Annotated in this window: 11 protein-coding genes; 6 read left to right on the forward strand and 5 right to left on the reverse strand. The window is 72.6% G+C overall.

Features of this window, described 5'->3' with window-relative positions:
* Positions 1-75: 75 nt before the first annotated feature.
* Together ACFXHB_RS18155 and ACFXHB_RS18160 are read right to left on the reverse strand one after the other, a co-directional pair.
* The gene (locus ACFXHB_RS18155) at positions 76-765 is read right to left on the reverse strand and encodes a response regulator (protein WP_380575331.1); all 690 of its coding nucleotides are present in this window, start codon (positions 763-765) and stop codon (positions 76-78) included.
* A complete protein-coding gene (locus ACFXHB_RS18160; RefSeq protein WP_380575332.1) occupies positions 765-2411 on the reverse strand; it encodes an ATP-binding protein in 1647 nt (548 codons plus the stop codon). Before ACFXHB_RS18160 ends, ACFXHB_RS18155 begins: the two co-directional genes overlap by 1 nt.
* A gap of 261 nt (positions 2412-2672) precedes the next feature.
* Between ACFXHB_RS18160 and ACFXHB_RS18165 the strand changes: the two genes are divergently transcribed.
* Genes ACFXHB_RS18165 through ACFXHB_RS18175 form a run of 3 tightly spaced genes read left to right on the forward strand, consistent with a single transcriptional unit; the run spans position 2673 to position 5499 of the window.
* Positions 2673-3506 (forward strand): ABC transporter ATP-binding protein, encoded by an 834-nt coding sequence (locus ACFXHB_RS18165; protein ID WP_380575333.1) that lies wholly within the window; start codon positions 2673-2675, stop codon positions 3504-3506.
* 4 nt (positions 3507-3510) lie between these two features.
* Positions 3511-4368, forward strand: a complete 858-nt coding sequence (locus ACFXHB_RS18170; RefSeq protein WP_380575374.1) for an ABC transporter permease — start codon at positions 3511-3513, stop codon at positions 4366-4368.
* Positions 4369-4425: 57 nt separating this feature from the next.
* A complete protein-coding gene (locus ACFXHB_RS18175; protein ID WP_380575334.1) occupies positions 4426-5499 on the forward strand; it encodes an ABC transporter substrate-binding protein in 1074 nt (357 codons plus the stop codon).
* 116 nt (positions 5500-5615) lie between these two features.
* Here ACFXHB_RS18175 and ACFXHB_RS18180 read toward each other — a convergent pair whose 3' ends face one another.
* A complete protein-coding gene (locus tag ACFXHB_RS18180; RefSeq protein WP_380575335.1) occupies positions 5616-6533 on the reverse strand; it encodes a sucrase ferredoxin in 918 nt (305 codons plus the stop codon).
* 202 nt (positions 6534-6735) lie between these two features.
* Positions 6736-9186: a DNA topoisomerase (ATP-hydrolyzing) subunit A gene (locus ACFXHB_RS18185; protein ID WP_380575336.1), complete on the reverse strand. Its 2451-nt coding sequence runs from the start codon at positions 9184-9186 to the stop codon at positions 6736-6738.
* A gap of 270 nt (positions 9187-9456) precedes the next feature.
* Between ACFXHB_RS18185 and ACFXHB_RS18190 the strand changes: the two genes are divergently transcribed.
* From ACFXHB_RS18190 to ACFXHB_RS18200, 3 genes are all read left to right on the forward strand, one after another.
* Complete coding sequence (locus ACFXHB_RS18190; RefSeq protein ID WP_380575338.1) at positions 9457-10830, forward strand: M16 family metallopeptidase; 1374 nt, start codon at positions 9457-9459, stop codon at positions 10828-10830.
* Complete coding sequence (locus ACFXHB_RS18195; RefSeq protein ID WP_380575340.1) at positions 10827-12218, forward strand: M16 family metallopeptidase; 1392 nt, start codon at positions 10827-10829, stop codon at positions 12216-12218. The genes ACFXHB_RS18190 and ACFXHB_RS18195 overlap by 4 nt, the downstream gene beginning before the upstream one ends.
* A gap of 298 nt (positions 12219-12516) precedes the next feature.
* The gene (locus ACFXHB_RS18200; protein WP_380575342.1) at positions 12517-13710 is read left to right on the forward strand and encodes an RtcB family protein; all 1194 of its coding nucleotides are present in this window, start codon (positions 12517-12519) and stop codon (positions 13708-13710) included.
* Between the two features lie 80 nt (positions 13711-13790).
* Here the strand turns inward: ACFXHB_RS18200 and ACFXHB_RS18205 are convergent, their stop codons facing one another.
* Positions 13791-14072 (reverse strand): HPr family phosphocarrier protein, encoded by a 282-nt coding sequence (locus ACFXHB_RS18205; protein ID WP_380575344.1) that lies wholly within the window; start codon positions 14070-14072, stop codon positions 13791-13793.
* Positions 14073-14118 lie beyond the last annotated feature (46 nt).

The raw sequence follows: 14118 nt of genomic DNA on the forward strand, positions 1-14118 counted from the left end.
GTGCTGCCCGCCGGGGACGGTCCTCGGCGCCCGCCACGGACCCGCCCCGGACCCCCGCCCGGGTGCGGGGCTCCGTCAGGCCCGGACGGCCAGGACGTAGCGGTGCTCCGGCCGCCCGGTGTCGCCGTAGCGCAGGGTGAGCCGCAGCCGGCTGTCCCGCTCCAACTGCTTGAGGTAGCGCTGCGCGGTCGAGCGGCTCAGACCGGTGGCGTCCGCGACCTCCTGGGCGGAGAGCGGCCGCCCCGCGCGCCGGAGCACCCCGAGCACCAGGTCGGTGGTGGGCGCCGAGTGGCCCTTCGGCAGGGCGACCGCCGGGGCCGCCGTGCTGCGCAGGGTGGCGAAGAGCCGGTCCACCTCGTCCTGGCCGGCCTCGCGGGCGGCCGGTCCGGCCAGCGCGTGCCGCAGCTGCGCGTACGCGACCAGCTTCTCCCGCAGCCCGGCGAAGGTGAACGGCTTGACCAGGTACTGCAGCGCGCCGTGCTGCATCGCGGCGTGCACCGTGGAGACGTCCCGGGCGGCCGTCACCATCATCACGTCGCAGGCCACCTGCCGTTCGCGCAGGCGCCGCACCAGGGCGAGACCGGTCTCGTCCGGCAGGTGGTGGTCGAGCAGCAGGAGGTCCACCGGGCGGCGCTCCAACGCGGCCAGCGCCTCGCCGGCCGAGTGCGCGGTGCCGGTGACCCGGAAGCCGGGCACCTTGGCCACGTAGGCGGCGTGCACGTCGGCGACCCGGAAGTCGTCGTCCACCACGAGTACGTCGATCATCAGGCCTCCACGAGCGGTGCGACGGGCGGTGCGGCGGTCGCCGACCCGGCGGTGGGCGAAGCGGGAGGGTCGCCGTGCAGGGCCTCGGGCAGTCCGACGGTGAACCGGGCACCGCCGAGCGGCCCGGCGTCGAGCACGATCCGGCCGCCGGTCCGTTCGACCAGCCGCCGCACCATCGCCAGCCCCAGCCCGCGCGGCCGGTGCGCGGGCGCGTCCTTGCTGGTCCAGCCCTCCTCGAAGACCCGCTCGCGCAGGCTCGCCGGTATGCCCGGACCGCTGTCCGCGACCTCGACCAGCAGGGTGGAGCCGGCCGCCACCAGGGTCACCACGACCTGACCGCCGCCGCCCGGTGCCAGCGCGTCCACGGCGTTGTCGATCAGGTTGCCGAGCACGGTGACCAGGGTCCGGGCGTCCACCACCGCGTCCGGCAGATGTGCCGCGGGGGCGACCGTCAGCCGGACCCCGCGCTCGCCCGCCACCGCCGCCTTGCCGGCCAGCAGCGCCGCGACGTGCGGATCCTGCACCTGCTCGGCGATCCGGGCGGCGACCGCCGCGTGCGAACCCGACTGCTCGGAGATGAACTCCACCGCCTGTGCGTGGCGGCCGAGCTCCAGCAGCCCGAGCACCGTGTGCATCCGGTTGGCGTGCTCGTGGTCCTGGGCCCGCAGCGCCTCGGTGAGGCTGCGGGTGGTGTCGAGCTCCCGGACCAGGGACTCCAGCTCGGTGCGGTCGCGCAGGGTCACCACCGCGCCGCCCTCGGCCGTCGCCATCCGGTTCACCACCAGCACCCGGTCGTCCCGGACGGCCGGAAGGTCGGTCCCGGAGATCCGCCCGGCCAGCACGTCGGCCAGCCGGCCCGGCGGCAGCACCTCGTCGATCGCCCGGCCGGGGCAGTCCTCGGGCAGGCCGAGCAGCCGCGTCGCCTCGTCGTTGGCCAGCCGGATCCGCCCCCGCCGGTCCAGGGCCACCATGCCCTCGCGGATCCCGTGCAGCATCGCCTCCCGCTCCACCAGCAGTGCCGCGATGTCGGCCAGCGCGATGTTGTGGGTGCGCCGCTTCAGCCGCCGGGCCAGCGCCAGCGTGGCGCCGGTGCCGGCGGCCAGGCCGGCGCCGGCGCAGAGCAGGATGCCGGTGAGCATCTTCAGCAGCCGCCGCCGGATCGAGTCGTCGCTGATGCCGACCGAGACCTCGCCGACGATGCGCCCGCCCGCGACCCGCAGCGGCACCTTGCCGCGCGCGGTGCGCCCCAGGGTGCCCTCCTGGATGGCGGTGACGCTGCGCCCGCTGAGGGCGGGCTCGGGGTCGGTGGAGACCCGCTGACCGATCCGGCCCGGGTCGGTGTGCGAGAGCCGGATGCCGTCCAGGTCGGTGACCACGACGAAGCTGGCACCGGTGGCGGTGCGGATCTGCTCGGCGTTGCGCTGCGCGGTGGCGGTGTCGCGGGCCTCGGCGGCCCGGGCGATCACCTCGTCGCTGGCGGTGGCCTGGGCGATCGACAGCGCGCGCTGCATCGCGTCGTGGTCCAGCTCGGAGCTGACCGGGGCCAGGAACAGGCCGGCGGTGACGACGGTGACGCCGACGGTCACCACGGTCTGGCTCAGCAGCAGCTGGGCGAAGACCCGGCGGGGCCAGCGGGGGTGCTTCATCCGGGCCTCCTCTCGGGGGCGGGGCGGACCGGGGTGGACCGGGGTGGACCTGGTGGAACCGGGCGGGGACGGGGCAGTGGTCGGCACACCCTATGTTTCCGAGGTGTTTCTGTCAGCCGTGCCCCCGCTGTTGTAGCGGAAGCAAAAGGAGCAGAACACCCCTCAAGGCGGAGAACCCGCAGTTCGCCGAGAAGCCTCCCGCCGCCGCCCCCGCCGCTCCTAGCCTCCCGGGGCAAGCACAGACGAAACCCGGGAGGTCTCATGAGCACAACCCCGGCGACCGGGCCGGCGCCGGCCCCGGCGATCGAGTTGACCGGCGCCACCAAGCGGTTCCGCACGCCGTCCGGCGCCCTGCACACCGCCGTTCGCGATCTCGACCTGACCGTCGCGCAGGGCGAGTTCGTCGCCGTGGTCGGCCCCACCGGCTGCGGCAAGTCCACCACGCTGACCCTGGTCAGCGGCCTGGAGGAGCCCACCGAGGGCGAGGTCCGGGTGTACGGCGAGCCGGTCGACGGGATCGACCCGAAGGTCGGCTTCGTGTTCCAGCAGGACGCCGTCTTCCCCTGGCGCACCGTGCTGTCGAACGTCACGGCCGGCCCGCGCTTCCGCGGTGTCCCGGCCGCCGAGGCCCGGGAACGGGCCCGCGACTGGCTGGCCCGGGTGGGCCTGGACGCCTTCGAGGACCGCTACCCGCACCAGCTCTCCGGCGGGATGCGCAAGCGCGTCGCGCTCGCCCAGACCTTCGTCAACGACCCCGGCATCCTGCTGATGGACGAGCCGTTCTCGGCGCTGGACGTGCAGACCCGCGCCCTGATGTCCGACCAGTTGCTGGAGCTGTGGGCCGGCACCGGCTCGTCCGTCGTCTTCGTGACCCACGACCTGGACGAGGCGATCGCGCTGGCCGACCGGGTCGTGGTGATGACGGCCGGCCCGGCCACCGTCAAGGAGATCTTCACCGTCGACCTGCCCCGCCCGCGCACCGTGGAGGCCGTCCGACTGGAGCCGAGGTTCGTCGAGTTGTACCGCGAGATCTGGGCTTCGCTCGGCGAAGAGGTGCGCATCACCCGGGAGAGAGGAGCGGGTCGTGCCGCTTGAGACCGTGCCGGCCGTCGCCGGAAAGCCCCCGGTGGTCACCGCCACCAGGACCGAAGCCCGTGAACGGGCCGCCCGCCAGCGCAGGTTGGGCATCCTCGGGGCCCGGATCGCGGTGCTCCTGGCCTTCCTCGGGCTCTGGGAGCTGTGCGCCCGGACGAACGTCGTCGACCCGTTCAACTTCTCCCAGCCGTCGAGGATCTGGGCGCAGATCTGGCAGTGGATCACCCACGGCACCGCTCAGGGCTCACTGGGCGAGCAGATCGGCTACACCCTCTACGAGGCCCTGACCGGCTGGGTGATCGGTGTCACCGGCGGTGTGCTGCTGGGCATCGCGCTCGGCCGGATCCGCTTCCTGGCCGACGTGTTCGGGCCCTACATCAAGGTGCTGAACGCGATCCCGCGGATCGTGCTGGCCCCGATCTTCCTGATCTGGTTCGGCCTCGGCCCGGCCTCCAAGGTGGCCTCGGCGGTGGTGCTGGTGTTCTTCCCGGTCTTCTTCAACGCCTTCCAGGGCGCCCGCGAGGTCGACCGCAACCTGGTGGCCAATGCCCGCATCCTGGGTGCCAACAACCGCAAGGTCACCCTGCAGGTGGTCATCCCGGCCGCCACTACCTGGATCTTCACCAGCCTCCACGTCAGCTTCGGGTTCGCGCTGATCGGCGCCATCGTCGGCGAGTACATCGGCGCGACCAAGGGCCTCGGACTGCTGGTCGCCGCCGCCCAGGGCACCTTCAACGCGGCCGGCGTGTACGCCGCGATGACCATCCTCGCCGTCGTCGCGCTGTTCACCGAGGGGCTGCTGACCTTCGCGGAGAAGAAGCTGTTCCGCTGGAAGCCCGCCGACTCCGGCGACGGCCGCTGACCCCCACCCCGTTCCGTAGCAGAGAGCTCGTTCCGTAGCAGAGAGGCACCCCCACCCATGCGCTCGAACCCGACCGGCAGAGTCGCCGCCGCCCTCGCCACCGTCCTGCTGTTCCCGCTCGCCGCCTGTGCCAACGACGCCGCCTCGGTGTCCCACAGCGGGGCCGCCCCGGCCGGGCAGAAGGTCGACGGGCCCAAGGTCAAGATCATGGTCGGCGGCCTGGACAAGGTCATCTACCTGCCCGCCATGCTCACCCAGCGCCTCGGCTTCTTCGCCGACGCCGGCGTCAACGTCGAGCTGATGAGCGAGCCGGCCGGCGTCAACGCCACCACCGCGCTGCTCGCCGGGGACGTCCAGGGCGCGGTCGGCTTCTACGACCACACCATCGACCTCCAGGCCAAGGGCAAGAACGTCGAGTCGGTGGTGCAGTTCTCGCAGGCACCGGGGGAGGTCGAGATCGTCTCCACTAAGCAGGCCGACGCCACCACCTCCGGTGCCGACTTCAAGGGCAAGAAGCTCGGTGTCACCAGCATCGGCTCCTCCACCGACTTCCTCACCAAGTACCTCGCCGTCAAGAACGGCACCGCGGTGAGCGAGTTCAGCCCGATCGCGGTCGGCGCCGGCCAGACCTTCATCGCCGCGCTCCAGCAGGGCAGCATCGACGCCGGGATGACCACGGACCCGACCGTGGCCAACATCCTCGACAAGGGGCTCGGCAAGATCCTCTACGACATGCGCACCCCCGAGGGCTCGCGTGCCGCACTCGGCGGGCTCTACCCCTCGTCCTCGCTCTACATGAACTCCGACTGGGTGGAGAAGAACAAGGACACCACCCAGAAACTCGCCAACGCCTTCGTCAAGACGCTGAAGTGGATGGCCGGTCACAGTCCCGAGGAGATCGCGGCGAAGATGCCCGCCGACTACGCGCAGGGCGGCGCCGAGCAGTACGCGGCCGCGATCAAGGCGACCCTGCCGATGTTCACCACGGACGGCGTGATGCCCGCCGACGGGCCGAAGACCGTCCTCGCGGTGCTCGCCGCCTTCCACCCGGACGTCAAGGGCAAGGAGGGCTCCATCGACCTCGCCCGGACCTACACCACGGAGTTCGTCGACAAGGTCACCACCGGCTGACCCCCCCCTCCGGTGGTCCCGTGCCCGGTCGGGCCGGGCCCCCGCCGGGGCTCCCCACCCGCACGAACCGACCCCTCGCCGACGGTCCCGCGCCCACCCCCACGGGCGCGGGGCCGTCACAGTTCCCGGACCGACAGCTCCCGGAGCGCCGCCACGTCCATCCGCGACGGCGTGCCCGCCGCCTTGCCGCAGCTCTCCGGGCGGGCCGGCTCGCTCGCGCCCTCGACGACGTCCACCTCCCAGGCCCGGCCGTCCCGGTGCCTTACGGTCACCAGCCAGCGCCCCGGTCCGGCCGCGCGCTGGGTCAGGGTCAGCGCGTCCACCTCGGTCTCGCCGGTGGCCACCCGCACCGCGTGGTCGGCCGCCTGGCCGGGGCGCTCCCACCCCGAGCAGCCCCGTGACCACTCCGGCACCACGTGCCCGGCCGCCGTCGCCGCCAGCACCTCCTTGGCGCTCTCCGCCGTCAGCCGCCCGTACGCGAAGCCGTACGGCAGCACCAGCATGGTGGGGGAGAAGCGGTGCCCACCCAGGTGCGTCACCTCCCACACCTCGCTGTGCCCGGCCGCGGCCAGCTGGGCCGCCAGCGGCCGGCCGAGCAGCGCGCAGCAGCGGTCCCGCCGGCCGTTGGTGCACACCAGGGCCACCGGCCCGCCGACGTGCTCCACGCCGAACCCGCCGTGCTCGCCCGCCCCGAGCGCCGCGAAGTCCAGCCCGAGCAGCTCCGCCGGATCCGCGACGTCCGCCCGGCGTACCCAGCAGCGGCCCGGCACGGTGTGCGCGACGAACACCTCGTGCCGCGCCGTCGGCAGGCAGTCGGCGTGCCGGCCCGGCCGTCGGATCAGCGCCACCCGCACGCCCGTCCCGGCGGCGGCCGCCTCCAGCGCCCGCCCCACGGCGGCGTCCAGGTGGCTCTCCGCGAGCGCCTTCGCGCCCCACGGGCCGGTCTGCTCGACCAGCAGCCAGGTGGTGGCGGTGGCCGCCGTGGCGGCCAGCGGCTCCGACAGTTCACGCGACAGCGTCGCACAGGTGCTCACGCAGGCAAGGCTACCCTTGGCCCCTTCCGCGACCGGGGTCTTGGCACCCGCTTGGCCCCCTGGTTCGGCCGCACGGGACCGGCTGCGCCGCCGCCGCGATCACCGGGGCGTCCGGCCGCGCCGCCGCCGTGACCATCAGCCCCGACGCGAAGGAGGGACACCGGACGCCGGTACCCCTCCCTCGACCCGAGGCCGCCGGCCGTTACACCGGCCCGGCCACCACACCGATCGGCGCCGTCACCGGCGTGCCCGAACCGTCCCGGCGCGGGTCACGCTCCGGCAGGTCCACCGGGGCCCCCTTCGTGGTGGCGGCACGGGCGGGCGCGGCGCCCGCCCAGGCGAAGGACAGCGCCTCCTCACCGCGCAGGAACCGCTGACAGCGGACGCCGCCGGTGGCCCGGCCCTTGCGCGGGTACTGCTCGAACGGGGTGACCTTCCAGGAGGTCTGCTCCTCACCGGTCAGCGTGCCCGAGGCACCGGCCACCGAGACCACCACCGCGTCCACGCCCGGATCCACGGCGGTGAAGGAGAGCACCCGGGCACCGTCCGACAGCTTGATCCCCGCCATGCCGCCGGCCGGGCGGCCCTGCGGACGGACCTGGCCCGCCGGGTAGCGCAGCAGCTGGGCGTCGGAGGCGATGAAGACCAAGTCCTCCTCGCCGGTGCGCAGTTCGACCGCGCCGACCAGCTCGTCACCCTCCTTGAGGGCGATCACCTCGAACTCGTCCTTGTTCGCCGGCCACTCCGGCACCACCCGCTTCACCACACCCTGCACCGTGCCCAGCGCCAGGCCCGGCGAGGACTCGTCCAGCGTGGTCAACGCCAGTGCCCGCTCGCCCGTCTCCAGCCGCAGGAACTCGCCGACCGCGGCGCCGCCCGCCAGCGTCGGCGACGGCGTCGGCGGCAGCGCCGGCAGATCGATCACCGGCAGCCGCAGCACCCGGCCGGCCGACGTCACCACACCGATGTCCGCGCGTGCCGTCGCCGGCACCGCCGAGACGATCACGTCGTGCTTGGCCCGCTTCTCCGACACCTCGAACGGCTCGCCGTCCGCCGTCCGCGCCAGCAGCCCCGTCGAGGAGAGCAGCACCCGGCACGGGTCGTCCGCCACCTCCAACGGAACGGACAACGCCGCCGACGGGGCCGCGCCCGCCTCCAGCAGCACCGTCCGCCGCTCGGTGCCGAACTGCTTCGACACCGCGCCCAGTTCGCCCGACACCACGCTGCGCAGCCGGGAGTCCGACTCCAGGATCTCGGTCAGCTCCGCGATCTCGGAGGCGAGCTTCGCCTGCTCCTCCTCCAACTCCACCCGGTCGAACCGGGTGAGCCGGCGCAGCGGCGTGTCCAGGATGTAGGCGGTCTGCGTCTCGGAGAGCGAGAAGTGCTCCATCAGGCGCTCCTTCGCCCGCGCCGCGTTGTCGCTCGATCGGATGATCGCGATGACCTCGTCGATGTCGACCAGCGCCACCAGCAGGCCCTCGACCAGGTGCAGCCGCTCCTGGCGCTTGCGCCGGCGGAACTCGCTGCGCCGGCGGACCACCTCGAAGCGGTGGTCGACGTAGACCTCCAGCAGTTCCTTCAGACCCAGCGTCAGCGGCTGGCCGTCCACCAGGGCCACGTTGTTGATGCCGAAGGTCTCCTCCATCGGCGTCAACTTGTAGAGCTGCTCCAGCAGCGCCTCCGGCACGAAGCCGTTCTTCACCTCGATCACCAGCCGCAGCCCGTGCTCGCGGTCGGTGAGGTCCTTGACGTCCGCGATGCCCTGCAGCTTCTTCGCGTTGACCAGGTCCTTGATCTTCGAGATGACCTTCTCCGGGCCGACGTTGTACGGCAGCTCGGTGACCACGATGCCCTTGCGGCGGGCCGTCACGCTCTCGATCGTCGTCGTCGCCCGGATCTTGAAGGTGCCGCGGCCCGACTCGTACGCGTCCCGGATGCCCGAGAGGCCCACGATCCGGCCGCCCGTCGGCAGATCCGGACCGGGCACGAACCGCATCAGCGTGTCCAGGTCCGCGTTCGGGTGCTTGATCAGGTGACGGGCCGCCGCCACCACCTCGGACAGGTTGTGCGGGGGCATGTTGGTCGCCATGCCGACCGCGATCCCCGTCGCGCCGTTCACCAGCAGGTTCGGGAACGCGGCCGGCAGCGCCAGCGGCTCCTGCTCGCTGCCGTCGTAGTTCGGCCCGAAGTCGACCGTGTCCTCGTGGATCGACTCGACCATCGCCATCGACGCCGCCGTCAACCGCGACTCGGTGTAGCGCATCGCGGCCGGCGGGTCGTCGTTGCCCAGCGAACCGAAGTTCCCGTGCCCGTCGATCAGCGGCAGCCGCATCGAGAACGGCTGCGCCATCCGGACGACCGAGTCGTAGATCGACGCGTCACCGTGCGGGTGCAGCCGGCCCATCACCTCGCCCACCACGCGGGCGCACTTCACGTGCGCGCGGTCCGGCCGCAGGCCCATCTCATTGGCCTGGTAGAGGATCCGCCGGTGCACCGGCTTCAGACCGTCCCGCGCGTCGGGCAGCGCACGCGAGTAGATCACCGAGTAGGCGTACTCCAGGAAGGAGCCCTGCATCTCGTCCACGACGTCGACGTCGAGGATCCGCTCCTCGAAATCTCCGGGCGGCGGGGTCTGCGAACTGCGGCGGGCCATCGCGGCGGGGCTCCCTTACGTCTCGCTTGCGTCTCGTCTGCGTCAGTCGTCGTCTGCGTCTGCCGTCGTGTGCTGTCCTCGTCGGCTGTCGTCAACAGGGCTCAGCGCCCCCATTGTGGACCCTCGCGCCGACACTCCGAGCCAGCGCCCCTCTTCCGCCCCTGGCGAACGCCCGGTCAGCGCGGACACATCCGAGCCCTCCCCGCGTTGCACCACAATGGGGGACGCCACATGAACCCCCGACATCGACGACGGGAAGGACCCGAGCGCATGGCCAACCCGGCCCCCGCATCCGCCTCCACCGGAGGAACTGGCGCTGCCATCGCCATCACCGAGCACCGCCTGGCCAACGGCCTGCGCGTCGTCCTCTCCGAGGACCACCTCACCCCGGTCGCCGCCGTCTGCCTCTGGTACGACGTGGGCTCCCGCCACGAGGTGAAGGGCCGCACCGGTCTGGCCCACCTGTTCGAGCACCTCATGTTCCAGGGCTCGGCCAACGTCTCGAACAACGGCCACTTCGAGCTCGTCCAGGGTGCCGGCGGCTCGCTCAACGGCACCACCAGCTTCGAGCGCACCAACTACTTCGAGACCATGCCCGCCCACCAGCTGGAGCTCGCCCTCTGGCTGGAGGCCGACCGGATGGGCTCGCTGCTCGCCGCCCTGGACGAGACGTCCATGGAGAACCAGCGCGACGTCGTCAAGAACGAGCGCCGCCAGCGCTACGACAACGTCCCCTACGGCACCGCCTTCGAGAAGCTCACCGCGCTCTCCTTCCCCGACGGCCACCCGTACCACCACACCCCGATCGGCTCCATGGCCGACCTCGACGCCGCCACCCTGGCGGACGCCCGGGCGTTCTTCAGCACCTACTACGCGCCGAACAACGCCGTGCTCTCCGTGGTCGGCGACATCGACCCCGAGCAGACCATCGCCTGGGTCGAGAAGTACTTCGGCTCCATCCCCGGCCACGACGGCAAGCAGCCCCCGCGCGACGGCACCCTGCCCGACACCTTCGGCCGGGAGGTCCGCGAGCACATCCGCGAGGACGTCCCGTCCCGCGCCCTGATGGCCGCCTACCGCCTCCCGCACGACGGCACCCGCGAGGCCGACGCCGCCGACCTGGCCCTCACCATCCTCGGCAGCGGCGAGTCCAGCCGCCTCTACAACCGCCTCGTCCGCCGCGACCGCACCGCCGTCGCCGCCGGCTTCGGCCTGCTCCGCCTCTCCGGCGCCCCCAGCCTCGGCTGGCTCGACGTCAAGACCTCCGGCGACGCCACCATCGAGCAGATCGACGCCGCCGTCGACGAGGAGCTCGCCCGGTTCGCCGCCGAGGGTCCCACCGCCGCCGAACTGGAGCGCGCCCAGGCCCAGATCGAGCGCGAGTGGCTCGACCGGCTCACCACCGTCTCCGGCCGCGCCGACGAACTCTGCCGCTACGCCGTCCTGTTCGGGGACCCGAAGCTGCTGGGCAGCGCGCTGTCCAAGGTGCTCGACGTCACCGCCGAGGAGGTGCAGGCCGTCGCCCAGGCCCGACTGCACCCGCGGAACCGGGCCGTCCTGGTCTACGAGCCCACCACCGCCGACGACACCGATGCCGACGAGACCGCCACCGACGCCACCGAAGAGGAGGGCGCTGCCGCATGAGCACCGACTACGTCCCCGCCATGACGTTCCACCCCCAGCCCGAGCCCGGCACCGCCACCCCGTGGGCGTTCCCCGCCCCCGAGCGCGCCGCCCTCGGCAACGGCATCACCGTCCTGCACTGCCACCGCCCCGGCCAGCAGCTCGTCGCCGTCGAGGTCCAGCTCGACGTGCCGCTCGCCGCCGAGCCCGAGGGCCTGGACGGCATCGCCAACATCCTCGCCCGCGCGTTCAACGAGGGCACCGACACCCTCACCGCCGAGGAGTTCGCCGCCGAGCTGGAGCGCGCCGGCGCCACCCTCGACGCGCACGCCGACCACCCCGGCCTCCGGGTCTCCCTGGAGGTGCCCGCCTCCCGGCTCCCGCGCGGCCTCGCCCTGCTCGCCGACGCGCTGCGCGCGCCCGCGCTGCCCGAGGACGAGATCGAGCGCCTGGTCGCCAACCGGCTCGACGAGCTCGTCCACGAGCAGGCCAACCCGGCCCGCCGCGCCGCCAAGGCCCTCTACGCCGAGCTCTTCGACGGCGCCGACCGCCTCTCCCGCCCCCGCGGCGGCACCCCCGAGACGGTCAAGTCGATCGACCGGGCCGCCGTCAAGGCCTTCTACGACGCCCACGTCCGCCCCGCGACGACCACCGTCGTGGTGGTCGGCGACCTCACCGGCATCGACCTGCCCGCGCTCCTGGAGTCCACCCTCGGCGTCTGGACCGGCACCACCGCCGCGCCCACCGTCCACGCTCCGGTCACCGCCGACGACACCGGCCGCGTGGTGATCGTCGACCGGCCCGGCTCGGTCCAGACCCAGCTGCTGATCGGCCGGATCGGCCCGGACCGCCACGACCCGGCCTGGGCCGCCCAGATCCTCGGCACCTACTGCCTCGGCGGTACCCTCACCTCCCGCCTGGACCGCGTCCTGCGCGAGGAGAAGGGCTACACCTACGGCGTCCGGGCCTTCGCCCAGCCGCTGCGCTCCGCGGCCGACGGCTCCGGCCGCGCGCTGATCGCGATCAGCGGGTCGGTGGACACCGCGTCCACCGCCCCGGCGCTCGCCGACACCTGGACCATCCTGCGCACCCTCGCCGCCGAGGGCCTCACCGACGCCGAGCGCGACGAGGCCGTGCAGTTCCTGGTCGGCGTGGCCCCGCTCAAGTACGAGACCGCGGGCTCGGTCGCCGGCACCCTGGCCGACCAGGTCGAGCAGGACCTGCCGGACGACTACCAGGCCGAGGTCTACCGCAAGCTCGCCGAGCTGCCGACGGCTGCCGCCACGGAGGCCGTCGTCGCGGCCTTCCCCTCGGACCGCCTGGTCATCGTCCTGGTCGGCGACGCCGCCACCATCGCCGACCCGGTGCGCGAGCTGGGCATCGGCGAGGTCACCGTGGTCACCGCCTGACACCCGCGACGGACAGGGCCCGGTGGAGCACTGCGCTCCGCCGGGCCCTGTCGTGTTAATTCCCTTGCGGGCCCCGGACGCTGCGTGGGTAGATGTTCCCCGGCACACGGCACACACGTACGAGAGGAGGCGGTCACCATGCGGGTCGAGCGAACCATACGACGCTCCCCGAGGCCGTCCTCCCTCTGTGCCCAGGGCGTCTGAGCCCCACCCCAGGACTTCCCCGAGCCGCACCGGGACTCTTCGCGCGGCACCCCACCCAGGCTTGATTCAGCCGATCTTTGGAGGTCGTACCACCATGTCGTACACCGAGGTACCCGGTATCCGCGTTCCGATCCGGATGTGGACCGACCCGGCCGCCGTCGAGGGACAGGCCATGCAGCAGCTGCGCAACATCAGCTCGCTGCCCTGGCTGCACGGCCTCGCCGTGATGCCCGACGTCCACCTGGGCAAGGGCGCCACGGTCGGCTCCGTGATCGCCATGAAGGGCGCCGTCTGCCCGGCGGCGGTGGGCGTCGACATCGGCTGCGGGATGAGCGCGGTCAAGACCTCGCTCACCGCCAAGGACCTGCCCGACGACCTCTCGCGGCTGCGCTCCAAGATCGAGCAGGCCATCCCGGTCGGCCGCGGCCTGCACACCGACCCGGTCGACCCGACCAAGCTGCACGGCTTCGCCACGGCGGGCTGGGACGACTTCTGGCAGCGCTTCGACGGGGTGGCCCACGAGGTCAAGTGGCGGCGCGAGCGGGCCATGCAGCAGATGGCGACGCTCGGCGGAGGAAATCACTTCATCGAATTGTGTGTCGATAGCACCGGAGCGGTGTGGCTGATGCTGCACTCCGGTTCCCGCAACATCGGCAAGGAGCTCGCGGAGCACCACATGGGTGTCGCGCGCTCCCTGCCGCACAACCAGGGGCTGGTCGACCACGACCTCGCCGTCTTCATCGCCGACACCCCGCAGATGGCCGCCTACCGCGAGGACCTCTTCTGGGCGCAGGAGTACGCCAAGAAGAACCGCGCGGTGATGATGGCGCTCTTCCAGGACGTCGTCCGCCGTGAATTCCCCAAGGCGAAGGTCGGATTCGACCAGGTCATCAGCTGCCACCACAACTACGTGGCGGAGGAGCGGTACGACGGTGTCGACCTGTTGGTGACCCGCAAGGGCGCGATCAGGGCCGGCTCCGGTGACTTCGGCATCATCCCGGGTTCGATGGGCACCGGTTCGTACATCGTCCGCGGTCTCGGCAACGAGGCGGCGTTCAACTCGGCCTCGCACGGCGCCGGCCGGAAGATGAGCCGCAACGCCGCGAAGAAGCGGTTCACCACGCAGGACCTGGTCGAGCAGACCAAGGGCGTGGAGTGCCGCAAGGACAGCGGCGTGGTGGACGAGATCCCGGGCGCGTACAAGCCGATCGAGAAGGTCATCGCCCAGCAGCGGGACCTCGTCGAGGTCGTGGCCCACCTGAAGCAGGTCGTCTGCGTCAAGGGCTGACGCGCCGACTCCGGAACGCCCCGGTCATGCGGAAGGGGGGCACCGCCGTGTGGCGGTGCCCCCCTTCGCGTGGACGTCGCTCAGGCGGCGGCGGGGAGCTCGTCGAGGCCCTCCTGGACCAGCTTGGCGAGGCGGTCCAGGGCCTCGTCGGCGCCCTCGGCGTCGGAGGCGAGGATGACCTCTTCGCCGCCCTGGGCGCCGAGGCCGAGCAGTCCGAGCATGGAGGCGGCGTTGATCGGGTTGCCGCCGGGCTTGGCGATGGTGATCGGCACGCCGGTGGCCGTGACCGCCCGGACGAAGACGGAGGCGGGACGGGCGTGCAGGCCCTCGGCCCAACCGATGGTGACGCGGCGCTCAGCCATGAGACGTGCCTTTCCGGTGAAGCTGGTCATGGCCGCGTAGGGGGGT

The sequence above is a fragment of the Kitasatospora sp. NPDC059327 genome, assembly GCF_042752535.1.
Classification (GTDB): Bacteria; Actinomycetota; Actinomycetes; order Streptomycetales; family Streptomycetaceae; genus Kitasatospora.

Bases quoted from the DNA above. Each gene is read 5' to 3' on its own strand.
- ACFXHB_RS18155 (WP_380575331.1), bottom strand. From the start codon at position 765: ATGATCGACGTACTCGTGGTGGACGACGACTTCCGGGTCGCCGACGTG.
- ACFXHB_RS18160 (WP_380575332.1), bottom strand. From the start codon at position 2,411: ATGAAGCACCCCCGCTGGCCCCGCCGGGTCTTCGCCCAGCTGCTGCTG.
- ACFXHB_RS18165 (WP_380575333.1), top strand. From the start codon at position 2,673: ATGAGCACAACCCCGGCGACCGGGCCGGCGCCGGCCCCGGCGATCGAG.
- ACFXHB_RS18175 (WP_380575334.1), top strand. From the start codon at position 4,426: ATGCGCTCGAACCCGACCGGCAGAGTCGCCGCCGCCCTCGCCACCGTC.
- ACFXHB_RS18185 (WP_380575336.1), bottom strand. From the start codon at position 9,186: ATGGCCCGCCGCAGTTCGCAGACCCCGCCGCCCGGAGATTTCGAGGAG.
- ACFXHB_RS18190 (WP_380575338.1), top strand. From the start codon at position 9,457: ATGGCCAACCCGGCCCCCGCATCCGCCTCCACCGGAGGAACTGGCGCT.
- ACFXHB_RS18195 (WP_380575340.1), top strand. From the start codon at position 10,827: ATGAGCACCGACTACGTCCCCGCCATGACGTTCCACCCCCAGCCCGAG.
- ACFXHB_RS18200 (WP_380575342.1), top strand. From the start codon at position 12,517: ATGTCGTACACCGAGGTACCCGGTATCCGCGTTCCGATCCGGATGTGG.
- ACFXHB_RS18205 (WP_380575344.1), bottom strand. From the start codon at position 14,072: ATGGCTGAGCGCCGCGTCACCATCGGTTGGGCCGAGGGCCTGCACGCC.